This is a genomic window from Paraburkholderia sp. RL17-383-BIF-A, assembly GCF_046028015.1.
Taxonomy (GTDB): domain Bacteria; phylum Pseudomonadota; class Gammaproteobacteria; order Burkholderiales; family Burkholderiaceae; genus Paraburkholderia.
The window spans coordinates 53,839-78,057 of sequence record NZ_JARESR010000019.1; the positions used below are offsets into that span (position 1 = coordinate 53,839).

Annotated in this window: 25 protein-coding genes and 1 pseudogene; 7 read left to right on the forward strand and 19 right to left on the reverse strand. The window is 63.6% G+C overall.

All coding sequences use genetic code 11. The features are described from left to right. Window positions 1-27: 27 nt before the first annotated feature. Both P0D71_RS21520 and P0D71_RS21525 read right to left on the reverse strand, forming a co-directional pair. Window positions 28-615: a 4'-phosphopantetheinyl transferase family protein gene (locus tag P0D71_RS21520; RefSeq protein ID WP_408482010.1), complete on the reverse strand. Its 588-nt coding sequence runs from the start codon at window positions 613-615 to the stop codon at window positions 28-30. 312 nt (window positions 616-927) lie between these two features. Then, on the reverse strand, window positions 928-1,407 hold the full coding sequence (locus P0D71_RS21525) for a hypothetical protein (RefSeq protein WP_408186340.1): 480 nt from the start codon (window positions 1,405-1,407) through the stop codon (window positions 928-930). A gap of 409 nt (window positions 1,408-1,816) precedes the next feature. Between P0D71_RS21525 and P0D71_RS21530 the strand changes: the two genes are divergently transcribed. Beyond that, window positions 1,817-3,046: a YbfB/YjiJ family MFS transporter gene (locus P0D71_RS21530; RefSeq protein WP_408482012.1), complete on the forward strand. Its 1,230-nt coding sequence runs from the start codon at window positions 1,817-1,819 to the stop codon at window positions 3,044-3,046. Between the two features lie 59 nt (window positions 3,047-3,105). Here the strand turns inward: P0D71_RS21530 and P0D71_RS21535 are convergent, their stop codons facing one another. From P0D71_RS21535 to P0D71_RS21545, 3 genes are all read right to left on the reverse strand, one after another. Continuing rightward, window positions 3,106-3,579, reverse strand: a complete 474-nt coding sequence (locus tag P0D71_RS21535; protein ID WP_091806127.1) for an Lrp/AsnC family transcriptional regulator — start codon at window positions 3,577-3,579, stop codon at window positions 3,106-3,108. 523 nt (window positions 3,580-4,102) lie between these two features. Continuing rightward, complete coding sequence (locus P0D71_RS21540) at window positions 4,103-4,474, reverse strand: hypothetical protein (protein WP_408341863.1); 372 nt, start codon at window positions 4,472-4,474, stop codon at window positions 4,103-4,105. 460 nt (window positions 4,475-4,934) lie between these two features. Next, on the reverse strand, window positions 4,935-5,990 hold the full coding sequence (locus tag P0D71_RS21545) for a LacI family DNA-binding transcriptional regulator (protein WP_408294278.1): 1,056 nt from the start codon (window positions 5,988-5,990) through the stop codon (window positions 4,935-4,937). Window positions 5,991-6,187: 197 nt separating this feature from the next. On the opposite strand from P0D71_RS21545, the gene P0D71_RS21550 reads away from it, so the two are divergent. The 5 genes from P0D71_RS21550 (at window position 6,188) to P0D71_RS21570 (ending at window position 12,479) form a co-directional block, all read left to right on the forward strand. After that, the gene (locus P0D71_RS21550; RefSeq protein WP_091806136.1) at window positions 6,188-7,213 is read left to right on the forward strand and encodes a TRAP transporter substrate-binding protein; all 1,026 of its coding nucleotides are present in this window, start codon (window positions 6,188-6,190) and stop codon (window positions 7,211-7,213) included. Window positions 7,214-7,275: 62 nt separating this feature from the next. Further along, window positions 7,276-9,162, forward strand: a complete 1,887-nt coding sequence (locus tag P0D71_RS21555; RefSeq protein ID WP_091806139.1) for a TRAP transporter large permease — start codon at window positions 7,276-7,278, stop codon at window positions 9,160-9,162. Between the two features lie 103 nt (window positions 9,163-9,265). After that, window positions 9,266-9,805: a VOC family protein gene (locus P0D71_RS21560; protein ID WP_091806143.1), complete on the forward strand. Its 540-nt coding sequence runs from the start codon at window positions 9,266-9,268 to the stop codon at window positions 9,803-9,805. Beyond that, window positions 9,802-11,100, forward strand: a complete 1,299-nt coding sequence (locus P0D71_RS21565; protein ID WP_408482014.1) for a ribulose-bisphosphate carboxylase large subunit family protein — start codon at window positions 9,802-9,804, stop codon at window positions 11,098-11,100. Before P0D71_RS21560 ends, P0D71_RS21565 begins: the two co-directional genes overlap by 4 nt. 26 nt (window positions 11,101-11,126) lie before the next feature. Beyond that, on the forward strand, window positions 11,127-12,479 hold the full coding sequence (locus P0D71_RS21570) for a four-carbon acid sugar kinase family protein (protein WP_408482015.1): 1,353 nt from the start codon (window positions 11,127-11,129) through the stop codon (window positions 12,477-12,479). Here the strand turns inward: P0D71_RS21570 and P0D71_RS21575 are convergent. The 13 genes and pseudogenes from P0D71_RS21575 to P0D71_RS21635 form a co-directional block, all read right to left on the reverse strand. Next, window positions 12,476-12,619 (reverse strand): SDR family oxidoreductase, encoded by a 144-nt coding sequence (locus P0D71_RS21575; protein ID WP_408294265.1) that lies wholly within the window; start codon window positions 12,617-12,619, stop codon window positions 12,476-12,478. The genes P0D71_RS21570 and P0D71_RS21575 overlap by 4 nt on opposite strands. Continuing rightward, a pseudogene (locus P0D71_RS21580) lies at window positions 12,600-12,740 on the reverse strand (SDR family NAD(P)-dependent oxidoreductase); the annotation flags it as partial. The gene P0D71_RS21575 and the pseudogene P0D71_RS21580, both read right to left, overlap by 20 nt. 150 nt (window positions 12,741-12,890) lie before the next feature. Next, complete coding sequence (locus P0D71_RS21585) at window positions 12,891-13,046, reverse strand: DUF3309 family protein (protein WP_091809080.1); 156 nt, start codon at window positions 13,044-13,046, stop codon at window positions 12,891-12,893. Between the two features lie 152 nt (window positions 13,047-13,198). Further along, window positions 13,199-14,428, reverse strand: a complete 1,230-nt coding sequence (locus tag P0D71_RS21590) for a YbfB/YjiJ family MFS transporter (protein ID WP_408482017.1) — start codon at window positions 14,426-14,428, stop codon at window positions 13,199-13,201. Window positions 14,429-14,523: 95 nt separating this feature from the next. Then, window positions 14,524-15,138 (reverse strand): TetR/AcrR family transcriptional regulator, encoded by a 615-nt coding sequence (locus tag P0D71_RS21595; RefSeq protein WP_408186349.1) that lies wholly within the window; start codon window positions 15,136-15,138, stop codon window positions 14,524-14,526. 107 nt (window positions 15,139-15,245) lie between these two features. Continuing rightward, the gene (locus tag P0D71_RS21600) at window positions 15,246-16,883 is read right to left on the reverse strand and encodes an MFS transporter (protein WP_408482019.1); all 1,638 of its coding nucleotides are present in this window, start codon (window positions 16,881-16,883) and stop codon (window positions 15,246-15,248) included. Window positions 16,884-16,890: 7 nt separating this feature from the next. Further along, window positions 16,891-17,178 carry a DUF3303 domain-containing protein gene (locus tag P0D71_RS21605; protein WP_091806161.1) on the reverse strand — a complete coding sequence of 96 codons (288 nt, stop codon included), beginning with the start codon at window positions 17,176-17,178 and terminating at the stop codon, window positions 16,891-16,893. Between the two features lie 498 nt (window positions 17,179-17,676). After that, window positions 17,677-17,961, reverse strand: a complete 285-nt coding sequence (locus tag P0D71_RS21610; protein WP_091806164.1) for a hypothetical protein — start codon at window positions 17,959-17,961, stop codon at window positions 17,677-17,679. A gap of 88 nt (window positions 17,962-18,049) precedes the next feature. After that, complete coding sequence (locus P0D71_RS21615; protein ID WP_408188113.1) at window positions 18,050-18,328, reverse strand: hypothetical protein; 279 nt, start codon at window positions 18,326-18,328, stop codon at window positions 18,050-18,052. A gap of 515 nt (window positions 18,329-18,843) precedes the next feature. Next, window positions 18,844-19,050 carry a hypothetical protein gene (locus P0D71_RS21620; RefSeq protein WP_408482022.1) on the reverse strand — a complete coding sequence of 69 codons (207 nt, stop codon included), beginning with the start codon at window positions 19,048-19,050 and terminating at the stop codon, window positions 18,844-18,846. 316 nt (window positions 19,051-19,366) lie between these two features. Continuing rightward, window positions 19,367-19,576: a hypothetical protein gene (locus P0D71_RS21625; protein ID WP_091806176.1), complete on the reverse strand. Its 210-nt coding sequence runs from the start codon at window positions 19,574-19,576 to the stop codon at window positions 19,367-19,369. A 183-nt stretch (window positions 19,577-19,759) separates the two neighbouring features. Beyond that, window positions 19,760-20,044, reverse strand: coding sequence for a hypothetical protein (locus tag P0D71_RS21630; RefSeq protein WP_091806164.1), 285 nt, complete (start codon window positions 20,042-20,044; stop codon window positions 19,760-19,762). Between the two features lie 88 nt (window positions 20,045-20,132). Further along, window positions 20,133-20,411 carry a hypothetical protein gene (locus P0D71_RS21635; RefSeq protein WP_408188113.1) on the reverse strand — a complete coding sequence of 93 codons (279 nt, stop codon included), beginning with the start codon at window positions 20,409-20,411 and terminating at the stop codon, window positions 20,133-20,135. A gap of 415 nt (window positions 20,412-20,826) precedes the next feature. Between P0D71_RS21635 and P0D71_RS21640 the strand changes: the two genes are divergently transcribed. Next, window positions 20,827-23,016 (forward strand): serine/threonine protein kinase, encoded by a 2,190-nt coding sequence (locus P0D71_RS21640; protein WP_408482024.1) that lies wholly within the window; start codon window positions 20,827-20,829, stop codon window positions 23,014-23,016. Window positions 23,017-23,084: 68 nt separating this feature from the next. On the opposite strand, the gene P0D71_RS36170 is transcribed toward P0D71_RS21640, so the two are convergent. Further along, complete coding sequence (locus P0D71_RS36170) at window positions 23,085-24,203, reverse strand: SUMF1/EgtB/PvdO family nonheme iron enzyme (RefSeq protein WP_494478306.1); 1,119 nt, start codon at window positions 24,201-24,203, stop codon at window positions 23,085-23,087. Between the last annotated feature and the right edge of the window lie 16 nt (window positions 24,204-24,219).

Here is a 24,219-nt window from a genome sequence, read left to right on the forward strand (position 1 = left end):
AGGCCATAGAGCGGCCCATGCAGCGCGTTACGCGTTTGCTTCCCCGAATACCAATGACTTCGGCCAGCCAAACGTATGTACCTGTGTGAGCGGCTGCGCTAGCGCGACCGCCGCACGAATCTTGCCGGCCATCGGCACATCGAGTACATGCCAGCGGCCATATTCCGCGAGATCGAACGCGCCGGTCGCGGTGGGACTGAACAGCAGTTCGAGATCGATATCGACAGGCGCGTAACGCAACGCACTGCAAAGGCTGCTATAGCGAGCGTGCCGGCGCGATGCTTCCGGCGTCTGATCCGGCGCCGCGCCGGGCGCGGGCACGACGACACTCAATCCGAGCGTTGTCGCCGCAACACCGATCATGATCCAGATACCGCCGTACGCGATATCGATTGTGATGCCGCGGCCGTCGCGCGGATGGCGCGCGCGCAGTTTCTCGTTGCCGTCGTCGTGTAGATCGACGGCGTACGGCTCGCTGTCGAACAGGTGAGCGACGATCCACCGCACCACCACGCGCGCGCTGATGAAGCGTTTGCGCAATGCGGCGTTGGGATGCAGTCGCTCGCGCTCGCGCTCGGTCTTGGAAAGCCAGCTATCGCCTTCCTGCACGGGCACCGGAAGCCATTCGCAGCGGAATCGACACAGATGTAATTCGCCTGCGCGTGGTGCGACGACATTGTGTGGACGGCTACGTGTCAGTGGATGGCACTGGAATGCCGTTGCCGTGGCGATCTCGCGTGCGAGTCGGGCGGCGTGCGCTGCAGGTGTGCCAGCGGCGCCCTCAGCGGTGCGCTCAACTGCGCTTGCAACTGAGCCTTCAATTGCGCCTTCAACGCTGCCCTCGACTGCGCGTGACGCACCGCTGTCGCGCCCACGCGAGGCCGTCAGACAAACCTGGTCCGAGTCTAATGACATACGCGGGCTTCCTCAATGCATGTAGGTGACGCGCCTTGCTTGCACGTCGAGTTCCACACCGGCGTCGAGCAGATCGATGGCGAACCAGCGAATCAACTTCAGAACGCCGCTTACGGCGGGCGCCGGCAGCCAGTCGTTCAGCATGCGCAATGCGGCGCCGCTGTGCGTTTTTTGCAGCAGCGCGATGGTTTGCAAAACCACTGCTTCGTCTTTGCCGAGATCGCTGGCGCAGCGGCAGCGCATGTCGAGCGGACGATACGACACGTGCATTAGCGAACGCATCAGCAGATCGAAGTGTTCGATGCCGTCCTGGCGCAAGCCGGCGCCGCTGAGTATGTCGCGCCAGTGCGCACCGCCGCTCGCCGTCTCGCAAGAGGGGCGCAGCCAGGTGCGCACGGCGCTCAGGACGGTGCGATCGGGGGCGTCGGCGGAATCGGCCGGATGGTCGTCGATCAGTTCCGGACGGCCGGTGTGCTGAGAGCGAAAGTTCATCGATGCTCCTGGATGGACACGGTCCAACGAATCGCGCCGGCCAGATGGGACAGATGCCGCGTCGCAGGCCAGCGCATGTCGTGCGACGGATGGGCGATGACGCAGAACCTGCGTCGGAGGTTATGTCGGGTGCCGGCATCAGCTGCTTGTTTCACCTTGAGCCGGCTGGGTTGGATGATGAGCCAAATTCCGCCTAAATGCAAATCATTCGCATTTAGGAGTGTTGTCACAGTGATGCACGTCCGGCGCCTGCCGCAACACGTGCGCGGCCATGGCGCAGAACGTCGATGCCACAACGCAACTAACGGTCAACCCCGCCAAGCGTCCGCGGATATGATGGCGAAGTGCCGAATTCAGCCTTTCCGGCACAAACGGCTTGCAGTCTCCTTGCCCACTTCCCGCCAGCCAAATGCCGATAAAAACACTCGACGCCGCCTCGACTTCCAAGCCTGCCCAGACGGCGCAGCGCCTCCCCACGCTGATGCTTGCCGCCACGCTGTCGCTAGGAAGCGCGATTGCGCTCGGGCTTGCGCGTTTCGCCTACGCGCTGCTGTTGCCGTCGATGAAACTCGACCTCGGCTGGAGCTTCGCGCAAGCCGGCGCGATGAACACGGCTAATGCGTTGGGTTATCTGCTCGGTGCGCTGGCTTTTCCGCGCCTTGCGCGCCGCTGGTCAGCCGGCGCGCTGTTCGGCGGCGGTTGCGTGGCCACGGCGCTTCTAATGGCCGGCAGCGGCCTGGTTGCCGACACGCACTCACTGCTCGCGCTGCGCGTGGTCACCGGCGCGAGCAGTGCGGCGATCTTTATCAGCGGCGGCGTGTTGGCGGCACGGCTTGCGTCAGCGAGACCGCACGACGCGGGGCTTGTCCTCGGCTTGTATTACGGCGGCACGGGGTGGGGCATCGTGGCGTCGTCGGTGCTGGTGCCGCTGACCATTGTCAACGTCGCGCACGGTTGGCAGTTCGCGTGGTTCGCACTCGCGCTCGCGTGCGCGGTGCTCGCCGCGGTGGCCGTCGGCGCGGCGCGAAAAATCGAGAGCGTGCATCCGACGCTGTCGTCAGCTGCGCAGTCACACACGGCCGCCAACGCGCCCCGCTGGCCGCGATTCAGTCTGGCGCTGACGGGATACGGATTGTTCGGCGTCGGCTATATCGGCTACATGACGTTCATCGTCGCGTTGCTGCGCAATGCGGGCATGAGCGCGGCTGTCGTCACGGGCTTCTATCTGCTGCTCGGCGTGGCGACCGTGGTGTCGGCGCGCGTGTGGTCGAGTCTGCTCGACCGTATGCGCGGCGGCCAGGCGCTTGCGGTCCTCAACACATTGCTCGCAGTGGCGACGCTGCTGCCCGCGCTGTTCACGCAGCCTTGGGTGGCGTTCGTATCCGGCGCGCTGTTCGGCGCGACATTCCTTTCGGCCGTGGCGTCGACTACGGCCTTCGTGCGCCACAATCTGCCCGCCAGTCACTGGGCCAAGGGCATTAGCGCGTTCACAATCGTGTTCGCGTTCGGGCAGATCGTCGGGCCGATGGTGATCGGCTGGGTCTCGGACGGCGCGGGCCTCGCGCGCGGGCTGGTGTATTCCGCGCTGTTGCTCGCGGCAGGCGCGGTGCTGGCGGCGTGTCAGAAGCCGCTGCGCTGAATGTGGGGCCGCGTATGCAGGCAAGTGCGCCGCGCGCCCCACATTGCGCACCTCACATGTCACACCTGCACGGACGGGATGCTCTTCATGCAACGCAAGGCGAACATCGAACGGCTATGACGGATGCCGGCGATCTTGTAGAGCTTCTCGCGCAGAAAACGCTCATAGCCCGCCGTACCGTCGACCGCTACCTTCACCAGATAGTCGTAGTCGCCCGACACGAGATAAGCCTCGAGCACCTCGGTGAGCGTAGCCAGTTCGGCGCCGAAGCGGGCGAGGGCGTCGTCGTCGTGACGGTCTAAAGTGACTTCGAGCAGGACGACGTCCGCGAAGCCGAGCTTCTGCTGATCGAGCAGGGCGACGTAGCCGCGGATATACCCATCGGTTTCCAATTGACGCGTGCGGTTCCAGCACGCGGTGGTCGACATGCCAACCAGCTCGGCCAGTTCGGCGTTGCTCAGGCGCGCGTTTTTCTGCAACTCGCGCAGGATCTTGCGATCCTGGTTGTCGAGCGGGCGATTTCGGGTGCTCATGGACGATGGCGGAAGATTGTTCATTAAATTTGCATTCTAGCTGAATATCGTCCCGACTCTGACCATAAGCTTCATTGCTTTAAGAAGCCTATCCAGACTGTCTCCGGATATATTTTCAGGGTGCATTCATGCCCGGGACAACCGTCCGAGCCGCGGGCCTCGCGCCCACGGTCTCATGCGGCCAAAAGCCGCCATCCGGGTCTCGCTGTCTTTCACAGGAAGGCGGCACGCGGGCGATTTCCGGCGTTACCCACGTCGGAGGGCGCGCTCGCCGGGCATGAACGCATGTTCCCAGCCGACATGCATTGGCTCTCGTGTTTGCACGGAGCGTGGCATCGACGGCAATTTCTTCTCATCGTCTATGCACGGTTTTACATAGGCCGATGCGGCAACGTGCGGCGAATCATTGGTGCAGCGTGTGCTGGTTAGCATGGGCGCCGCTCTGCACTGAGCGCATCCACTACAGCGCAGCGCAGCGGCCATCATAGATTGCTTGGAAAAATAGCCACACGTTCTCGCGTGGTTAGCCCGCTTTGACGGGCCCCTTTACCGCGCTCTGTACCGCAACATTGCGATAGACGTCGCGACAAAATTGCATGCCGTGCTCATGCGTGCCGTTCACGGCCGCCGCAATATGAACCGTTCCTTCCACACGCTGGGGCGCCGGCGGATTGACCAATGCGGCGTCGATCGCGAACGGATCGGCCGGCGACGCGCGCATGATGCCGATGCCCCTGATCGTCACCGCAAGGCATGGATCGGATGTTTGCGCGCCGTGGCCGGCCGCCACGTCGAAATTGACGTTGAGCGTCCAGAAGCCCTCATGAATACCCTGATGAATAATGACGGCCTTCACCACGTCCTGGTGTGACAGCGTGTACTCGTTGCTTGCCATCGGTCCCTCCGTGCTCGCACGCTTTCCGGGCATACGTATGCAGATATGGCATCGTGCGTGGACCAGCGAAGATTAGTTTTACGCGCCATTCGCTGCAGTGCAAGCGGAAAGATATGCACGCGCGTGCTCCCGCAAGCGAGCATCGAGCGGACGCACGAAAGGCGACAGCCGAACACCGGCGTCGCCTTTCGTGTCGCAGCCTCAGAGAGGCCGCGCCGCAGTGAAACGAAGCAATGAAACGAAGTTCAGTTCAACTGCGCAAGTGGTGAACTCTCACCAAGGAGTTAATGGAAAATGAGGTACAGGATGACCAGTACGATCAACGGAACGCCAAGCAGCCAGCCGAGAAGATAAGGCATGGTGTGATCTCCTTTCGTATCGAGGTTTGAATACGAAAGTGATTGAGCATCCGGCGTGCCTGACGTGCGACGTTCTCTTACGTGACGCTCTCGCGGTCATCTCAGGGCAAATTTTCCCGCAGAACAATGCTGAATTGCACAGGCTTCACGTCGCTCAATGCATCGCGCTTCTCGCGCACGTTGCGGAAAATGCGCAGACAATTCCCCACCATGGCCTGCGGCGTTTGCGTGATCAACGCGTCCATGGTGCCGTCGATCAACAAGGCTCGCGTGTCGGGCGTCAAGCCATGACCGACGAACAGAATCTTCTGTTCCGAACGCGCTTCGACAATCGCGCGCGCCACGCCATCCGATCCGCCGCCGCTGTTGTAAATGCCGGCCAGATCCGGATGCTGCTCCAGTAGCTTGCGCGTCTGCATATAGTTGCGCTCGCTATCATCGTGTCCTTCACGCAATCCAATTACGCGCACTTGTGGGAACGTCGATTCGATCAAATGGAGAAAGCCGATCTCGCGTTCCTCATGTCCACGATAGTTGAGGCTGCCCGCGAGCATCGCGATCTTTCCGCTCGGCCGCGGACCCATGAAGCGTCCGAGCAGTAGCGCAGCCGTCCGCCCGGCCGCACGATTGTCGATACCCACATAAGCCAGCCGCCGCGCATTCGATAAATCCGAAATCAACGTGATGGCCGGCACGCCCTGGTCGGCCAATGCATTCACGGCATCGCGCACAACGGGATGTTCGAGCGCCATGAACACCACGCCGTCCGCACGCTGTCCGTAATGCAACAGACGGTCGGCCAGTTCCTTCGGGTTGAAACTCTCGACGTAGTGCACGCGGCACTTCATATCCAACGCGTTCCACTGATCGTGAGCGAAGTCGATGTAGTCGCCGAGCATGCGCAAATAGCGATTGGTGCCGGCGGGCAGCAGGAACGCAATGCGCATCGGCTTCGAGGCGGACGCGGTAGGCGCCTGAGGCGTGAGCAGATAGCCGAGTTGGGCGGCCGCTTGCAGCACGCGTTGCGCCGTCACGGCACGCACGCCTTCGCGGCCATTGAGCACGCGATCCACTGTGGCGGTCGAAACGCCGGCGGCGCGCGCAATGTCGGGAATGCGCGCGCGCGCAGCGGCGCTGAGGTGAACCGTTTCGGACATAGCAGTCCTTCACAGAAAGGAAGTCCATCAAAAACCATCAAGTTCGCGGTTTGACAGCGCTTGCCGCGCACGCCTAGTCTTGCAGCTATCACGCGACGACTCAACACCGGCGACTGGAAATCAAGGCGTAAGAGCGGGCGATGATGGTTTTTGATGGATTCGACGTTCACATCAATTATAAGCAAGGAGACGCTCAAATGACCAACCTCGCGAGACGCACACTGCTGCGTGCGGCAGCCGCCGTGCCGGTAGCCGGCGCGCTGGGCTTTCCGGCGATCGTGCGCGCGGCGTCCGGCCCGGAGTTCGTGTTCAAGTACGGCAACAACCTGCCGCTCACGCATCCGTTGAACGTGCGCTCGCAGGAAGCGGCCAACCAGATCAAAGAGGCGTCGAAAGGGCGCATGGAGATCCGGATATTCCCTAACAACCAGTTGGGCGGCGACACCGACATGCTCGCGCAGGTGCGCAGCGGCGGCATCGAAATGTTCACGCCGTCGGCGCTGGTGGTATCGACGCTTGCGCCATCGGTTGCGATCAACGCGGTCGGCTTCGCGTTCAGCGACTACAACCAGGTGTGGGGCGCCATGGACGGCAAGCTCGGCGCATACGTGCGCGCGGCGATGCAGAAGGCCGGCCTCGAATCGTTCGAAAAGATGTGGGACAACGGTTTTCGTCAGACCACCACCAGCAATGGCCCGATCACGAGCGCGCAGACCATGCGCGGTCTGAAGATTCGCGTGCCGGTGAGTCCGCTCAGCATCGATATGTTCAAAGGACTCGGCGCCGCGCCGACGAGCCTGCAATTCAGCGAGGTCTATTCGTCGCTGCAAACGCATATCGTCGATGCCCAGGAGAATCCGCTGCCGATCGTGCAGGTCGCCAAGCTCTACGAGGTGCAGAAGTACTGTTCGCTGACCAATCACATGTGGGACGGCTACTGGTTCGTGTTGAACCCGCGCGCGTGGCAACGCTTGCCCAAGGATCTGCAGGGCATTGCCAGCGACGCGTTCAACCAGTCGGCGCTCAGGCAGCGTGAGGACGTGCGCAAGCTGAACGACGCGGCAGTCGCGGATCTGCAAAGCAAGGGGCTCTCGATCAACCGTCCTGCGCCGGATACGTTTCGCGCGGCGTTGCGCCAGGCGGGTTTCTACGCCGAATGGAAAAGCAAGTTCGGCAATCAGGCGTGGGACCTGCTCGAACAATCAGTCGGCAAGCTGGCCTGACCGTGCTGCATGCGGGCGAGGCTGAGACGAAGCGCGGCGAGCCGCCGCGAGGAGGCAGCAGGATGTCGAATCACGCATTGAATCCGGCGGAAGCGGGAGTGCCGTTGCACACCGCGAGCATGCCGCGCCGCTGGCTGAGGAGTTTCGATCGCGGTCTGATCGCGCTCGTCGAAGTGTGCGCGGCGGCGCTGCTCGCCATGGAGATCGTCGTGATGCTGGCGGGCGTGGTGTGTCGTTACGCGCTGCACCAGCCGCTCGTATGGTCCGATGAACTGGCGGGCATTCTGTTCCTGTGGCTCGCCATGCTCGGCGCGGTGCTCGCGTTGCGGCGCGGCGAACATATGCGCATGACCGCGCTGGTCAGCCGGCTGTCGGCGCCGCGTCGCGCGTTGGTCGATACGCTGGCGATCGCCGCATCGATCGCGTTGCTCGCGCTGTTGATCGCTCCTGCGTACGACTATGCCTCCGGCGAGGCGGCGATCGTGACGCCCGCCTTGCAGATCAGCAATGCGTGGCGCGCGCTCGCGTTGCCGATCGGCGCCGCGCTCATGCTGCTGGTGGGGCTGATTCGTCTGGCCCAGGTGAGCCGCGTGCGCGACGTCGTGATCGCGCTCGGGATCACCGCCGTACTTGGCGCAGTGGTCGTGTTCGCCGGGCCGTGGTTTCAAACGCTCGGCAAGACCAATCTCGTGATCTTTTTCGTCGGCGTCGTGGCGGTCGGGATTTTTTCGGGCGTGCCGATCGGGTTTTCGTTTGCGCTCGCCACGTTCGGTTATCTGGGCCTCTCGACCTTTACGCCGCTCGAAGTCGTGGTCGGGCGCATGGACGAAGGCATGTCGCATCTCGTGCTGCTGGCGGTGCCGCTCTTCGTCTTTCTCGGCCTGCTGATCGAGATGACCGGCATGGCGCGCGCGATGATCGAGTTTCTCGCAAGCCTCGTCGGCCATGTGCATGGTGGCCTGTCGTTCGTGCTGATCGGCGCCATGTACCTGGTGTCGGGCATCTCCGGTTCGAAAGTGGCTGACATGGCGGCGATCGCGCCGGTGCTGTTCCCGGAGATGAAGAAACGCGGCGCTTCCGAAGGCGATCTGGTTGCGCTGCTCGCCACGACCGGTGCACAAAGCGAAACCATTCCGCCGAGCATTGTGCTGATCACGATCGGTTCGGTGACGGGCCTGTCGATCTCCGCGCTCTTTACGGCGGGCATGCTGCCAGGCGCGGTGCTCGCGCTGATTCTGTGTGCGGTGGTGTGGTGGCGCTATCGCAAGGAAGACCTGAGCGGCGCGCAACGTTTCAGCAAGCGGCAAATCGGGCGTCTGTTCATCGTGTCGCTGCCCGCGCTCGCGCTGCCGTTTGTGATTCGCATGGCCGTGGTCGAAGGCGTGGCGACGGCGACCGAGGTGTCGACCATCGGCATTGCGTATTCGATGCTGATCGGGCTGCTGGTGTATCGCCGCTTCGACTGGCGGCGGCTTGGCCGCATGCTGGTGGATGCGGCGACGTTGTCGGGTGCGATTCTTTTCATCATCGGCTGTGCCACTGCCATGGCGTGGGCGCTTACGCAGTCCGGCTTTTCGCAGGATCTCGCGCAAGTCATGGGCTCGATGCCAGGCGGCGCATACGGCTTTCTCGCGGTGTCGATCGTCGTATTCGTGATGCTCGGCAGCGTGCTCGAAGGGATTCCGGCGATCGTGCTGTTCGGACCGCTGCTGTTTCCAATTGCGCGGCTCGCGGGTGTGCATGAAGTGCATTACGCGATCGTCGTGATTCTCTCGATGGGTGTGGGCCTTTTTTCGCCACCGTTCGGCGTCGGCTACTACTCGGCGTGCGCGATCAGCAAGGTCAATCCCGACGCGGGCATTCGGCCGATTGTCGGCTATATGGGCGCGTTGCTCGTCGGCCTGATCGTGGTCGCGGCAATTCCCTGGATTTCGATCGGGTTTCTCTAAGCGGGTCTCTCAGGTTTCTTAACAGGTTCGACCTTCGGGCGCCGTGTTTTCGCCGCGCCGGGGCGTCGCTCGTCTTTCAACCCCGCAGCATCGGGAGAGTTTCATGAGTCGTTTCTTTGGCGAAATCCGGCAGGCAGGTTATGTGGTGCGGGATATCGAAGCCGCGATGGACTATTGGAGCCGCGTGCTCGGCGTCGGTCCGTGGTTTTATAACGAACGCGTGCCGATCGAAAACTATACGTACCGTGGGCAAACGTACGAGGTGCATAACTCGGTTGCGCTGGCGAACTCGGGACCGTTGCAGGTCGAATTGATCCAGACGCGTAACGACGCACCGTCGATGTATCGCGACTTTCTCGCCGCGGGCCATACCGGGTTGCAGCACAACGCGTACTGGACTACCTCGTTCGACGCCGATCTCGCGCGCCTGCAGGCGCAAGGTTTCAAAGTCGCGATGAGCGGCGAAGTGGGGCGCAACGGGCGCTTTGTCTACTTCGACACGGAGAATCATCCCGGTACGGTGATCGAGTTGTCCGAGATCGCCGGGCCGAAAGGCAAGCTCTTCGACATGATCTACAAGGCTTCGCTCGACTGGGACGGCCGCGAGCCGGTGCGCCGCTTTCCTGATCTGGGCACGCTATGAGCGCGGCGCCGCAACCACAGACCGCCGACGAAGACACGCTCGAAGCCGACTATCTGATCGAGACGCCGCTCGACCCTCGCCGCGTCGCGGACGTCATGGCGGGCGAACAGTCGAGCGGCACGTTCGTGCGCGTCGCCAACGAATCGGATGCGCTGCGCGCACGTAGCCGCGCGAGCGTGCTGCGCGTCGAAGAACTCGAGGCGGCGGCGCAGCCCAGCTTGCCGAATGCATGGCTCGCGCGTCAGGGCACGCCGGGGCCGTGGCGGCGCGCGCGCATCACGCTGTCGTTTCCGCTCGCCAATATCGACGCGAATCTACCCACGTTGGCGGCGACCGTCGCCGGTAATCTATACGATCTCGGCGAGGTGACCGGTATGCGGCTGCTCTCGCTACGTTTGCCGGCTTCGTATCGCGCGCGTTTCGAATGGCCACGGCATGGCGTGGCGGGCACGCGCGCGCTGACGCAAGTGAAGGACCGGCCGATGATCGGCACCATCATCAAGCCTAATGTCGGCCTGAGCGCGGCGGAAACGGCGGCGCTGGTGCGCGATCTGTGCGAGGCGGGCGTCGATTTCATCAAGGACGACGAGGTGTGCGCAAATCCCGCGCATGCGCCGCTTGCGGAGCGCGTGCGGGCAGTGATGTCCGAAGTGCGCCGCTACCGTGAACGCAGCGGCCGGCCTGTGATGGTCGCGTTCAATATCACCGACGACTTCGACGCCATGCGTCGCCACGCGGAACTGGTCGAGCGCGAAGGCGGCAGTTGCGTGATGGCGAGCATCAACTGGTGCGGCTTTTCCGCGATCCAGACGCTGCGCCGCGCGACCCCGCTGGTGCTTCACGCGCACCGCAACGGCTACGGCATGATGTCGCGCGATCCGGCGCTCGGCATGTCGTTTCAGGCTTATCAGACGCTGTGGCGCTTGAGCGGCGTCGATCACATGCACGTGCACGGTCTGGCCGGCAAATTCGCCCAGAGCGACGCCGAAGTGATCGAGTCGGCGCGCGATTGCGCGACACCGCTCGCCGCCGGTCGCGACGATGCGGTGCTGCCGGCGTTTTCGTCAGGGCAGTGGGCCGGCACCGTTCAGGCGACCTTCGACGCGGTGCGCTCGACCGACTTGCTGTTCATGTCGGGCGGCGGCATTCTCGCGCATCCGGACGGCCCCGCTGCGGGCGTCACGAGCGTGCGCCAGGCGTGGGCGGCGGTGCAGGCCGGCACGCCGCTGCCGGAGTACGCCGAGCACATGCCGGAACTACGGCGCGCGCTGGCGTTTTTCGGCAGCCGCACGTGACCCCTGCCCGCGACACGGAACAAACGATGAGCACTGTGCGCGAGAGATCTAGCGACGCTCCCGCTTACGCCTTCTACGGTGACGACTTCACCGGCGCGACCGACACGCTGGCTCATCTCGCTCGCGCGGGTTTGCGCACCATGCTGTTCTTCGCGCCGCCGGATGCCGCGCGTCTTTCGACGCTCGGCCGGCTCGATGCAATTGGCGTGGCGGGCGCCGCTCGGAGCATGGCACCCGCTGCGCAGCGGCAGGAGCTCGAGCAAGTCGGCGCCGCTTTTGCGGAACTCGGCGTGCGGGTGATGCACTACAAAGTGTGTTCGACGTTCGATAGCGCGCCGGAGACCGGCAGCATCGGCGTGGCGCTGCGCACGTTGCGCGCGTATTGTGCGAACGAACTCGTCGCGGTGATCGGCGGTCAGCCGAATTTGCGCCGCTATTGCGTGTTCGGCGAACTATTCGCGGCAGCCGGTGCGACCGATAGCGCGCAGACGGTCTATCGCATCGACCGTCATCCGACTATGAGCCGGCACCCCGTCACGCCGATGAACGAAGCGGACTTGCGCGTGCATCTTCAGCGTCAGGGTGTGGACAATGTGCAATTGATCGACTGGCGCTGCTATGCCGGCGACGACGCCGGGCTCGAAGCGCAAGTCCAGCGCCGGCTCGATTCGAAACCCGACGCGTTGCTGTTCGACGTGCTCGATGATTCGCATCTGCAAGCGCTAGGCCGGCTCATCGCGCGTCATGCCGCGAGATCGGCGCCTTTGCTCGCGATCGGCGCGAGCAGCGTCGCGCAGGCGTACGCGTTAGCGCGCGAGACCGGCGCCGAACTTGCCGCGGCGCAAACCCGAAGCGCGCCGCTGTTGACCCGTGCGCGCGGACCCGTTTTCGTGCTGGCGGGCAGTCTGTCGCCGTTGACCGAGGTGCAGATCCGAGCGGCGCAATCCTATCTGCGCGTGGAACTGGACCCCTTGCAAATGACGGGCGACGCGGCGAGCGACTATCTGGCCGGCCGGTTGGCGGCGATCACCGGCCCGTTGCGCGACGGACGCAACGTACTTGCGTTCACAAGGCGCCAACCGTCGGGCGAAGGCGGCGCGCTGCCGGCACTCGCGCACGCGTGCGCGTCACTGTTGCAACAGGTGCTCGGTGCCGTGCGCTTGCACCGCATCGGCATTGCGGGCGGCGACACGTCGAGTCTTGCCGTGCGCGCGCTCGGCGCATGGGGACTGTCGTATATCGCGCCGTTGTCGGCGGGCGTCACGGTGTGCCGTCTTCACGCCGATCGCGCGGAACTCGATGGCATGGAGATCATGCTCAAGGGCGGGCAGATGGGCGATACGGATCTCTTCGAACAACTGCTCACGGGCAACGGCTAACCGTTGTCCCCGAAGCCCGGATACAGCGTCATGCCGCCGTCGACGAGCAACGTCGTGCCGATCACGTAGTCGCTTTCATCCGAGGCGAGCCAGATTGCGGCCCTGCCGATATCCTCCGTTGCGCTCGGCCGCCTCGGCATGCGAGTGATAGTTCACGACGACGGCCGCGCCTGCGTCCGCAAGCGCTTTGGCGACACCGTAGCCAATGCCCGAACTGGCGCCTGTGACGAGAGCAACCTGATTCGCGAGTAATTTTTCCATCGTGTCCCCCCGGCGTGACAAGTTGGGATGTGAGTCGACCGGCGACAAGGAAAGGCCGCCGGATATCCATGCAGCGAACTGCAGAGATATCCGGCGGCCTTCGACCCAACTTCAAAGAATAAGACTGTTACCTCGCTACGGCATCAACGGCTAGATGACGCCGACGACCAGCAGCACGATCACCACGATCACCACGAGACCGATGCCGCCGGTAGGACCGTAGCCCCAAGAACGGCTGTGCGGCCACGACGGGAGCGCACCGATCAGGAGAAGAATCAGCACGACTAGAAGAATAGTTCCCAACATATGAATGACCTCCGCCTGGTTGATAAGATCTGCCTTCACGACAGCCACACAGGACCCGTATTGCGAGCGTTCCTGCGAACTACAGTATCGATGTCATGGTTGAGCAAACCGCATGCCCAGGGCGAACGTCGAGCTGGAAATTCTTTGCCGCGTCACCGAGCGGTGTTGCGGGCGGCGGCTCCGATACGCGATGCAACGAGATCCGCCACGAACGCGATAGCGAGTGCTATCGCTCCGCAAGTGAAGATCAACGCGTAATCGTTATGCGTGTGCGAGAAAAGGTACGAGTAGCCGTATCCGCCCAGTGCCTGGAAGAGCGCAAAGGCTGTCGTCGCGCGGCTCCACGCGGCGCGCTGTTCGGTGTGATCGTGCGGCACGAGTTCGTGAATGCGTCCGAGCACGAGCGGCACGACGCCCGGTGTGAAAATGCCCAGAATCACGGTCGATACAGCCAGCGTCACTGCGCTGCCTGAAAAGGCGAGCAGGGCCACCGCTGCTGCTTGCAGAAGCAGGCCGACGCGGTACGCCTTGCCGAAGCCGATACGATCGGCAGCGTTGCCGCAGATCACCGGACCGACGATCGCGGCGAGGCCATACAGCACCCAGTAGTCCGCGCCGATTGCAGCGCCACGCCCCAAGCCGCGAGCGACGTAGTCGACGAGCAGCACCATCGCCGGTACGAGGCCGAGGGCATTCGCCGCGTATTGCGCGTACAGCACGCGCAGCGTCAAGCCGTGCGGGCGCGCCGTGTGATGTGCGCCGGGCGGCACGACTGCGGCGGGCGGGTTCGTGGAGGGCCAGCCGAACCAGCTCACGGCGGTCAGCACCAATGCCACGATGCCGAGGCCGATCCACGCAGTCTGCAAGCCGAAGTGGAGCAATTTCGGAATCAACGTGCCGGATGCCGCGATGCCGAGGCCCAGCCCGAGAAAGATCATGCCGCTCACGAAGCCACGGCGCGGCGCCGGAATATGCGGAAGAATCGAGGTCGCCACCAGCACCATGATCGCGCCACCGGAAATGCCCGACAACAAACGCCACGCAAAGAACCAGCTCACCGAAAGCGGATACGCGCAGGCGAAGAAGGCGGCGGTCACCACGACCATCAGCAGGCGCAACGCGGTGCGGTTCGAGAGCGCCGATGCAAGCGGCCGGCCGATCAACGCGCCGACCAGATAACCGGCGAAGTTCGCCGCGCCGAGCGTAACCGCTTGCGACGAACTGAACCAGTGCGCCTGGATCAGCGAGGGAATCAACGGCGTGTAAGCGAAGCGGGCGAGGCCGATGGCGACGAGACTGCCGCACAGTCCGGCGAGCGTTGCAAAGAGCGCGCGGGCGTCGAGTGAGACTGGACTGGCGGACGTTATCGGTGCAGCGGACATGACGGTTCCTTTACCGGTGCGCGCGCTGATGGCGGCGCTGCCGGATGGCGGTGATGAAATCGAAGTGGAGGGTTGCGCCTTGTCAGGCGCCCGGCTCAAACGTTGTTGTCTTGCGCCGGTAGAGCAGGCAAACCGAGCAGCAGCAGAACCGGCGCTATCGCGCCGATCAGCAGCGCCGGTTGCGGATCGACCCGCGCGAGGACGCGAACGCCGATCAGCGTGGCCAGCAGGTGCGTTGCGGCGTCGTCGGCGGAAACGACGGCGGTGATCTCACCGCTTTCGGTGGCCGCGACCATGCGTCGGTAGAAAAACGCCCGGACTTCTGCGAATTCCGTGGCGACGATTTCACGGAATGCTTCGTCATCCGATGCGGTTTCGATCGCCGTATTGACCAGCATGCAGCCGCGTTTGCCAGGGTCGGCGAACGTTCGCTCCAGGATCTCATGGAAGAACAGGGTGATGCCCTGAGCCGGCGACACGCTGCGCTCCAGCCGATTAATGCGCTCGCGCAACGTGTGCTCGAGGTAATGCTCGAGCGCACGCAGATACAGCGCGCGCTTGTCGCCGAATGCGTTGTAGAGGCTCGGCTGCGTCAGGCCGGTCGATTTGACCAGGTCGCGCGTGGTGGTCGCCTCGTAGCCCTTTGTCCAGAAAGCCGCGCTCGCCGCTTCCAGCACGTCGTGCTCATCGAATTCGCGAGGTCTCGCCATGATGAATGTCCTTCCTGCGTCGCTGACGACTATTCTGTATCGGTCGATATAGAAACGGATTATATATCGACCGATACAGAATGCAAGAAGAAGATGGGGCGGCGTCTTTAGAGCACGCTGCGGTGCGGTGGAAGGGCGTCTGCGGCTGGTTGGCCGTCTTGCGTGAGGTCGCTTTCCGAATAGCTGATGCGCACGGGGGGCACGAACCACGCGAGGCACAGCCCGATCAGCGCGGCGCCGCCAGCCACCAGAATGCCGATGTGAATCGATTGCACCAATGCTTCGCGGGCGGATCTCATCATGGCGTCGCCCGCGTGGCCGGCGCTTACCAGACGATTGATCAACGCGGCCTGTTCCGCGCGATCCACCAGCAGTTCAGGACTGGCGAAGGATTTGAACCACTGCGTCGCCTGATAGGAGTCGAGCGAGCGATGCACGCCGCGCGAATAGAGATGGCCGAGCAACGCGCCGGTCATCACGGTGCCGAGCATGCCGCCGAATGTCCTGAGCGATTGAAGCAGCGCGGTGGCCGCGCCGACATGATCCCGCGCGACGATCTGCTGCGAACAAATCGTCAGGCTGGTGGCGACCAGGCCGAGGCCGATTCCGCTGATACCCATACACGACATCCACACCAGATGCGGCTCCGTGCCTCGCAAGACGACCACGCTGAGACAGGCAAGCGCGGATAGCGCAAAACCGACATACATGATGCCGTTCGCGCGATGGATCCGTGTGACGATACGATTGTTGACCACGCTGCCCACCGTCGTGCCGAGCAGCAGCGGCGTAATCAGCATGCCCGAGTCATGCGCGGACATCGCGTAGCCGCCCTGAAACAGCAGCGGCACGTAAAACACCAGCGAAAACAGCGCGAAGCCGCCGAGCACCGACATGGCGAAGAGCGCGGAGAGCTTGCGGTCCATGAGCATGTCCACCGGCACGATCGGATAGCCCACGCGCCGCTCCCATAGCCACAGAATCAGTCCGCAAGTCGCGCTCACGACGATCAGCACGACGGTCGTGGTGTCGAGACCGCGCCTCGGAAGCAGCTCGATCAGCAGTTGCACTGCGCCGAACGTGAGCGCGAGCACGAACGCACCGAGCCAGTCGAGCCGCACGGGACCCTTGCGCCGCAGATGGAGAAGCGGCGGCAGAAAGCGCTGCACGAACAGCAGCGACACGAGTCCGACCGGAACGTTGACGAAGAACACCAGTCGCCAGCCGCCATATTGCGTCAACATGCCGCCGAGGGTCGGCCCGATCATGTTGGCGATGCCGAACGCGGAAGTGACGAACACCAGCCAGCGCAACCGCAGTTTCGGATTGGGGAACAGATCGGCGACGGTGGCGAATACCGTGCCGATCAGAATGCCGCCGCCGATCCCTTGCAGGCCGCGAGAAATCACCAATACCAACATGCTGTTGGCGAGTCCGCACAAGACGGAAGCACCGGTGAACAACAGGATCGCGGCGAGTAGAAAGCGCTTGCGGCCGAACAGATCGCCCAGTCGCCCGAAGATGGGAATCGTGATGACAGAAGCCAGCATGTACGACGTCGCGACCCACGCGTACAGGTCGAAGCCCTTCAGTTCGGCGACGATACGCGGCAGGGCGGTGCCGACAATGGTCTGGTCCAGCGCCACCAGCATCGCGACGAAGGCGATGCCGAGCATCGCCAGCAGCGATTCGCGGAACGGCAGCAGTTGCCCGCTCGGAAGCGGCGCGGCGAGCCCGGCGCTCATGATGTACTTACTTGTTGCGGGCGGCCAGATGTCTGCCGAGGGCGGCGCCCAGGTCTTCGTCGGTCATGGCCGGGAAGATGCTCATGGTGAGCAGGTCGCCCCATTCGAGCGCCAGCGCCGAGATGCCGCGCGTGTCGTCCGCTTCGACGACCGCAAAGCCGTGCAATCCGCCGATAGCGTGCCAACGGCCCAGCAGTTTGATACCGTCCGGCGCCTGGCCTCCGGTCTTCATGAAGCGTTCGATGACGGAACCCTCGGCAGTAGGTTGACCGGTCCATTGGACGATGAATTTCATGGGCGTCTCCAATTCGAATTGGCGATGCCGGCTCGTGGCGCGCTGCCATCGTCGCTGAAGGTCTGCGACGCGTCGTGGATGCGGCGCGACCGCTTTAGCGCCAGCAAGCTGTCCGGATAGTGCGTGCGATTGGCGGACGGCGAAAAAAACCACGTGGCGTCCTAAACATCATAGGTGAGCGCACGGCCGGCGGCGTCGCCGCGTGCGGACATTCACCAGGCTAAATGAACAAGCCCGTTTTTTCACGCCGAAGAAGCGATGCGGGGTGTTTGCGGGCGTGGGTAAGTCGGGCGTCGTCGGGGAGCAACTTGGCGGTGCGTCGCCCGAAAAGAAATCGGGCGGCTGGCCGGTGTGAATCGCCGGCTGCCGCCCGGTTGTGTCGTGACACGTGCTGAGGTCTCCTCGCACTATCAGTATAGGAAATCTATCCACGGCTCGCCGGACGGTGAGACTGTGCCGGCAGTAGTGAGGCCCCCCGGCCCTCGCTACTGCGAGCCGTCAGACGTTGGCGTAGTTAGCGCCCCAGAGCGAGGGGCTCACGTTCAGGTGCAGCGGCACGAAGCCCGCACCGATCACGCCGACGTTGTTGAGTGCCGCAACGTTGACATATTGCATCTGGTTGAGGTTCTGGTTTATCGAGACGTTGACGTTGGCAATGCCGCCAAGGCCGGCGACCGAGGGCAGGCCGGGCACGCTGCTGCCGGTGCCGCCGGCCACCGCCGACATGGCGCGGCGGTCGAGCTCGCGGGTGCCGGACAGATCGCGAATCATGAGGGATGACATGGTGCTTCTCCAAAGGTACGCGCAGGACGCGGGTAGTCGGCGGGCGGTGAAGCGCGCCGGAGAGCCGGGCGCCTCGCCGCGTCACGTCTTACACGTGGATGTTGTTGCTCGTGGTGACGTACGGGTTGACCGTCGAGTGGATGCCGGAGGCGAACGCGACGTTGTTGCCGTTGGCGTTCTGCAGGTTCAGTTCGTTGTTGATCAACTGCGTGGCATCGACCTTCTTGCTGTTGTTCGGGGCAAAGACGGGGCTGAAGTTGAAGTACGAGGTGGACGGGTAGTAGCCAGTGCCGCCGCGCACGGCGCTCATGGCCTTGCTGTCGAGTTGTTCGGTGATGGAGAGGTCTTTGATGGTCAGCGTGTTCATGGTGAATCTCCTGAAGGGAAAGGGCATTGGCCTGGGAAAGGTTGCGAGCAACTTGTCTGCTCGAGTGTCACTAATGCACGGGCTGTGCCAGTTTTATTCAAGGTTCCTAATAAAGTTGAGGGAGGCTTGCTGCGTAAGGCTTTCGCGTGGCGGTGCCGGGTTGGTGGTGGCGCATCGCGGCATCTGGGAGATGAGCGGCTGACGGCGTGCGCCCGACAGACCTCGTCGTGCTGTTGGATCTCTCACGACACCGGGCGCCAAGAACCCCGCTGCATCGGCGCGCGCGTGTGCCGACTTCGGGAATGCGAAGTCGCTGGAAACTGTCGAGCGGGAGTTGGCGGCGGCGCGCGCGAAATTCGCGGCAAGGGGGCTCGGCTGTCGCGCTGTCGTCAGCGCGGATTGCCTGAACGCGATCGGCCGGTAGGCGGGGGCATTGACCCGATCAAACGGACAGGCCCCCTGCGCAACGTGGTCGCGCAGGGGGCCTGTTTCCAATTGCGGACATCTCGCGCGTCCTACAGGTAGGTGCCGCTAATGCGTCCTTCGAAGATGGCGGTGTTGATTCCAAAGTCGTCGACGTGAGCTTGCGAGCCGCCGTCGACAGTGACGACAACGGAACGACCGCCGCGAACAGCTTTCATCTGTTCGGCGGTCAGAGTCATGTCGTCATGGGCGAGATCCGCGGAACGCGGCAGGTCTTTAATGATGAGGGCGGATTTCATGGCATTGCTCCTGAAGTTGGATGGGAGAGCACGGTGCGGCGCTCAGTCCATCATCTGCAAGGGCTATGCCAAATTGCGCGCGTTGAGCGAGGAAACCGTATGCGAGGCGTCAATGCAATGCCTGCAAGGGCGAGACGTCATGCGCCTATTCGACATGACGTCCGGGGACGGTGAAATGGCAAGGAAGTGTTCGGCAAGGCCCGACCAACCGCGTGCGAGCTGTCGGGCAGCAGCGCTCCATCTCCAGCACAAGAAAACGGCACGCGTGTGTGACGCGTGCCGCTCCCGTGAATATCGCGCTGAGAGTCCGCGCGGTTTAAGGTTTGCGCTGCATGGCCGCGCGTGCGATCGTCTGGTGCGCCGCGGGGAATCCGGGCGGATACTCGACGACGCGTGCGGAAGCCGGCACCAGCGGCGCGGCCACATTCAGCCGCGCGCCAATACGAGCGCCGCCAACAATGGCGGCCATTGCCTGACGATCGAGTTCGACGCTATCGGTGAGGTCCTTGATGATGAGTCTCGCCATGGTGGCTCCAGGAAAGAAGTCGAGCGGCTGGCCGGTGTGAATTGCCGGCTGCCGCCCGGGTGTCTTGTGAAGTGTGCTGAGGTCTCCTCGCACTATCAGTATAGGAAATCTATCCACGGCTCGCCGGACGGTGAGACTGTGCCGGCAGTAGTGAGGCCCCCCGGCCCTCGCTACTGCGAGCCGTCAGACGTTGGCGTAGTTAGCGCCCCAGAGCGAGGGGCTCACGTTCAGGTGCAGCGGCACGAAGCCCGCACCGATCACGCCGACGTTGTTGAGTGCCGCAACGTTGACATATTGCATCTGGTTGAGGTTCTGGTTTATCGAGACGTTGACGTTGGCAATGCCGCCAAGGCCGGCGACCGAGGGCAGGCCGGGCACGCTGCTGCCGGTGCCGCCGGCCACCGCCGACATGGCGCGGCGGTCGAGCTCGCGGGTGCCGGACAGATCGCGAATCATGAGGGATGACATGGTGCTTCTCCAAAGGTACGCGCAGGACGCGGGTAGTCGGCGGGCGGTGAAGCGCGCCGGAGAGCCGGGCGCCTCGCCGCGTCACGTCTTACACGTGGATGTTGTTGCTCGTGGTGACGTACGGGTTGACCGTCGAGTGGATGCCGGAGGCGAACGCGACGTTGTTGCCGTTGGCGTTCTGCAGGTTCAGTTCGTTGTTGATCAACTGCGTGGCATCGACCTTCTTGCTGTTGTTCGGGGCAAAGACGGGGCTGAAGTTGAAGTACGAGGTGGACGGGTAGTAGCCAGTGCCGCCGCGCACGGCGCTCATGGCCTTGCTGTCGAGTTGTTCGGTGATGGAGAGGTCTTTGATGGTCAGCGTGTTCATGGTGAATCTCCTGAAGGGAAAGGGCATTGGCCTGGGAAAGGTTGCGAGCAACTTGTCTGCTCGAGTGTCACTAATGCACGGGCTGTGCCAGTTTTATTCAAGGTTCCTAATAAAGTTGAGGGAGGCTTGCTGCGTAAGGCTTTCGCGTGGCGGTGCCGGGTTGGTGGTGGCGCATCGCGGCATCTGGGAGATGAGCGGCTGACGGCGTGCGCCCGACAGACTACGTCATGCTGTTGGATTTCCCACGACACCGGTTCAGCGCGCAGGCAGCGGGCCAATCCTGGTTTGCGAAAGCACGGACCTGGAGCTAGTATCGAAGCGGCACATGTAACTGGTTACGACAGGTTTTCTATCGGCCTGAGAGGCTGGGATCGCATGCGGTCCGGCCCAACGGCAGCGGCGGTGCTTCGCACAAATGGCTAGCCTTGCGCGTGTGATTCACGACTTTCAGAACGGCGAGCTGTCCCGTGACGAGTTCGTGGCTCAACTCGACAGCACGTTGACGACCGAGGGACTCGGTCCCACGCAGCTGCTGGACATGCTTGGCGCGGCCCAGCGCAAAGCACCGTTGCCCGACGATCTCTATGTGGAAGTGCGGCGGCGCATCGAACAGTTGCGCGTTTCGAACGTGGCTGCGGGCGGCGACGAAACGGGCATCCAGACCACAGTCGAAATTCCATCGGTGCGCTCGGCGAGCTCGGGTAGTGCCGGTAGCGTCGGCAATGCATCCCACGCAGGCGGCAACGGCGGCGCGACGGGACAGGACCAGATCAAAGGAACCGGCGACACGCTGAATAACCGCTTCGTGCTCGAGGAATGCCTGGGCGTCGGCGGTATGGGCACGGTGTACAAGGCGCTCGACCTGCGCAAGCTCGAGGCCTCGGATCGCAAACCGTACCTCGCGATCAAGGTGCTCAACGTCCAATTCCGCGGCAACCCCAATTCGCTTGTCGCGTTACAGCGCGAGGCGCGCAAGGCGCAGGTGCTCGCGCATCGCAACATCATCACGGTGTACGACTTCGACCGCGACGGGCCGATCGTCTATCTGACCATGGAGTACCTGTCCGGCAAGCCGCTCAGCCAGTTGCTGCGCACGCCGGGCTACCAGGGCATGCCGGTGCGCGCCGCGCTGCCGATCGTGCGCGGCATGAGCAGCGCGCTCGCTTACGCGCACGAACGCGGCTTCGTGCATTGCGACTTCAAGCCCGCCAACGTATTTCTCACGACGAATGCTGAAGTGAAAGTGATCGACTTCGGCATCGCTCGCGTGTTTCAGCGTCCGGAAGAAGAGAGCGACGCCACCGTTTTCGATCCGGGCAGCCTCGGCGCGTTGACGCCCGCGTATGCCAGCCCGGAAATGATCGAGCACCGCGAGCCGGATCCGCGCGACGATATCTACGCGCTCGGCTGCATCACGTATGAGCTGCTGACCGGCCACCATCCGTTTGACCGGTTGTCGGCGACACAAGCCCGCAATGCCGATTTCAAACCGCAGCGGCCGGCCAATCTCGACTCGAGACAATGGCGCGCACTGCGCTCGGCGCTGTCGTTCGATCGCAATACGCGCATGCCGAGCGTGGAGCGCTTCATCGCGGAGTTCGACAACGAGGCGCGCGCGGAGAAGTCGGGTACGTTGGCGAAGGTGGGACTCGCGAGTTTCGCGGTTGTGTGCGCGGCGGCGGTCGGGGTGTTCGCATTCCGCTCGGCGCCGAACCGGCAGAACGGGGCGCAGACGCAGGTGGGCGCGTCGCAGGCTTTGGCGGAGCAGACGGCTTCGTCGTCTGCGGGTGAGACGGTCTCTGGGCCGGTTGCCGCGGCAGCGCCGCCTCCGCCGGCCAATGTCGTCGCGGCGGCGCCTGCCACGGCACCCCCGGCAAGTCCGGTCGCGGCCGTGCCCGTCACGCCACCCACGCCCGCGCCGAAGCCGGCGCTCACGCTCGCCGCCATCACACCCGCGTTGACGCAAGTGCCCTGTTCGGCGCTGTCCGCCTCAGTACAGGACCATTCGCTGACGGTGCGCGGCTATGTCTCGCAACGCTACGGCACCGCGCATCTGAAGGACACGCTGGCGGCGTTGCCGGGTGTCGATACGCTGACGCTGGCCGTCGAGCCGCTCGCCGACGACAAGTGCGACACCATCAAGGCGCTCGCGCCCTACTGGGTCGGCAACATGCAGGCCGGGCACGTTGCGGCCTTGCATGTGAGGCCGTCAGGCGGACAGTTGAGCGATGGCGATCCGCTCGTTGTCGACGTCACCACGCCCGGCTACGACTCGTATGTGAACATCGACTACTACCAGCTCGACGGCAGCGTCGTGCACATGGTGCCGAGCCCGCGCGCAAAGGACAATCAGGCGCCGCCGCACTACGCCGCCACTATCGGCAGCGCGGGGGACTGGATCATTTCAAAGCCGTTCGGATCGGAGATGGTCGTGCTGCTGATTACGCCGGCGCCGCTATTCGACAAGCCGCGTCCGGAAAGCGAAGCGCGCGCCGATTATCTGCGCGCGCTCGACGCGAGGCTCGCACAGATCGGCGGCAAATACGGCCGTGATCACATCGTCGCCGATTTCGCGCCGATTACGACGAAGCCACGCTCGCCCTAAGTCCCGCACCTTGGATGCGGCTTGCTTGACGGTGGCGAGGCGGGCGCGGGCCCGACAACTCACACCAGTCACTTGAGATCCTTGACGACCCGAAAGCCATCCTGCGACTGGCGCACGCCCGAGCTGTACTTGAAGCGTGTCGCGCTGAGCATATAGCCGCCGCCCTCGCGCCACGAACCGCCGCGAATCACGCGCATGTCGCAGCCGGGGCTGTCCCATGCGTGGCCGTCGGCAGGCGCGCCCTGGTAGGAGTTGTGCCAGCAGTCGGCGGTCCATTCCCACACGCTGCCGTTCATGTCGTACAGGCCAAGCGGATTCGGCGCGAACGAGCCGGCGGACTCAGGTCCTTCCTTGTGCCACGGGTCGCCGCAGTCCTTGCAGTTGGCGTTGCCTTTGCGCATCTGGTCGCCCCACCAGTAGGCTGTCGTGGTGCCGCCGCGATCCGCATATTCCCATTCCGCTTCGGTGGGTAAACGGTACGGTTTGCCGGTGCTCTTGCTCAACCATTTCACGTACTGCTGTGCGTCGTCCCAACTGAGATCGCGCGCTGGGGCGGCTTTGTTGGTATTGCTTTCGGGTGTGAGTTTCTGACAGCCGTTGGCTGCCACGCACGCGTTCCACTGCTCCACCGTCACCTCGTACTTGCCGATCGCGAACGGCGCACCAATGCTCACGTGATGTACCGGCTTTTCCGATGGATCGTCGGTGCTGTTGCCCATCGAGAATGAACCGGCAGGCACGGTAATCATGATCGGACAGGTGGCGCAATCGCGGCTTTCGCCGGCGACCGCCGCATGCGTGACGGGCTTTTGCGCTACCGCCGCCGCAGGTGGCGCGGCCGGCGGGGCGGCGCTTGCGGTGGGCTTCGGTGCCGGCGCACTAGGCGGCGGCGTTGGCCGTGCTGTTTGCGGCGCCGGTGCCACGGAAGGCGCGGCAGGCGTGGCTGCGGAGGGCGCACTCGACGCCCCCGCTGCGCGCAAACGTTCGATGCGCGCGTGAGCGAGCGTGGCGAAGCGGCCGTTCGGATAGGCCTTCAGATACGCCTCGTAGTCGCCTGGGTAATTACTGTCCTTGATCGAATTCCAGAACGTGATTTCGTATTGTTCGCTGCTGTCTTTCGGCAAGATGCCTCTGCTGCGCAGCGTGATCACGGGATTGTCCAGAGCGGCGGACGCAGCATCGGACACGAGCAACGACCGAGGC

Excerpts from the sequence above, each read along its gene's own strand:
- P0D71_RS21525 (WP_408186340.1), bottom strand. The coding sequence starts at position 1,407 with ATGAACTTTCGCTCTCAGCACACCGGCCGTCCGGAACTGATCGACGAC.
- P0D71_RS21530 (WP_408482012.1), top strand. The coding sequence starts at position 1,817 with ATGCCGATAAAAACACTCGACGCCGCCTCGACTTCCAAGCCTGCCCAG.
- P0D71_RS21535 (WP_091806127.1), bottom strand. The coding sequence starts at position 3,579 with ATGAGCACCCGAAATCGCCCGCTCGACAACCAGGATCGCAAGATCCTG.
- P0D71_RS21540 (WP_408341863.1), bottom strand. The coding sequence starts at position 4,474 with ATGGCAAGCAACGAGTACACGCTGTCACACCAGGACGTGGTGAAGGCC.
- P0D71_RS21545 (WP_408294278.1), bottom strand. The coding sequence starts at position 5,990 with ATGTCCGAAACGGTTCACCTCAGCGCCGCTGCGCGCGCGCGCATTCCC.
- P0D71_RS21550 (WP_091806136.1), top strand. The coding sequence starts at position 6,188 with ATGACCAACCTCGCGAGACGCACACTGCTGCGTGCGGCAGCCGCCGTG.
- P0D71_RS21555 (WP_091806139.1), top strand. The coding sequence starts at position 7,276 with ATGTCGAATCACGCATTGAATCCGGCGGAAGCGGGAGTGCCGTTGCAC.
- P0D71_RS21560 (WP_091806143.1), top strand. The coding sequence starts at position 9,266 with ATGAGTCGTTTCTTTGGCGAAATCCGGCAGGCAGGTTATGTGGTGCGG.
- P0D71_RS21565 (WP_408482014.1), top strand. The coding sequence starts at position 9,802 with ATGAGCGCGGCGCCGCAACCACAGACCGCCGACGAAGACACGCTCGAA.
- P0D71_RS21570 (WP_408482015.1), top strand. The coding sequence starts at position 11,127 with ATGAGCACTGTGCGCGAGAGATCTAGCGACGCTCCCGCTTACGCCTTC.
- P0D71_RS21575 (WP_408294265.1), bottom strand. The coding sequence starts at position 12,619 with ATGCCGAGGCGGCCGAGCGCAACGGAGGATATCGGCAGGGCCGCAATC.
- P0D71_RS21585 (WP_091809080.1), bottom strand. The coding sequence starts at position 13,046 with ATGTTGGGAACTATTCTTCTAGTCGTGCTGATTCTTCTCCTGATCGGT.
- P0D71_RS21590 (WP_408482017.1), bottom strand. The coding sequence starts at position 14,428 with ATGTCCGCTGCACCGATAACGTCCGCCAGTCCAGTCTCACTCGACGCC.
- P0D71_RS21595 (WP_408186349.1), bottom strand. The coding sequence starts at position 15,138 with ATGGCGAGACCTCGCGAATTCGATGAGCACGACGTGCTGGAAGCGGCG.
- P0D71_RS21600 (WP_408482019.1), bottom strand. The coding sequence starts at position 16,883 with ATGAGCGCCGGGCTCGCCGCGCCGCTTCCGAGCGGGCAACTGCTGCCG.
- P0D71_RS21605 (WP_091806161.1), bottom strand. The coding sequence starts at position 17,178 with ATGAAATTCATCGTCCAATGGACCGGTCAACCTACTGCCGAGGGTTCC.
- P0D71_RS21610 (WP_091806164.1), bottom strand. The coding sequence starts at position 17,961 with ATGTCATCCCTCATGATTCGCGATCTGTCCGGCACCCGCGAGCTCGAC.
- P0D71_RS21615 (WP_408188113.1), bottom strand. The coding sequence starts at position 18,328 with ATGAACACGCTGACCATCAAAGACCTCTCCATCACCGAACAACTCGAC.
- P0D71_RS21620 (WP_408482022.1), bottom strand. The coding sequence starts at position 19,050 with ATGAAATCCGCCCTCATCATTAAAGACCTGCCGCGTTCCGCGGATCTC.
- P0D71_RS21625 (WP_091806176.1), bottom strand. The coding sequence starts at position 19,576 with ATGGCGAGACTCATCATCAAGGACCTCACCGATAGCGTCGAACTCGAT.
- P0D71_RS21630 (WP_091806164.1), bottom strand. The coding sequence starts at position 20,044 with ATGTCATCCCTCATGATTCGCGATCTGTCCGGCACCCGCGAGCTCGAC.
- P0D71_RS21635 (WP_408188113.1), bottom strand. The coding sequence starts at position 20,411 with ATGAACACGCTGACCATCAAAGACCTCTCCATCACCGAACAACTCGAC.
- P0D71_RS21640 (WP_408482024.1), top strand. The coding sequence starts at position 20,827 with ATGGCTAGCCTTGCGCGTGTGATTCACGACTTTCAGAACGGCGAGCTG.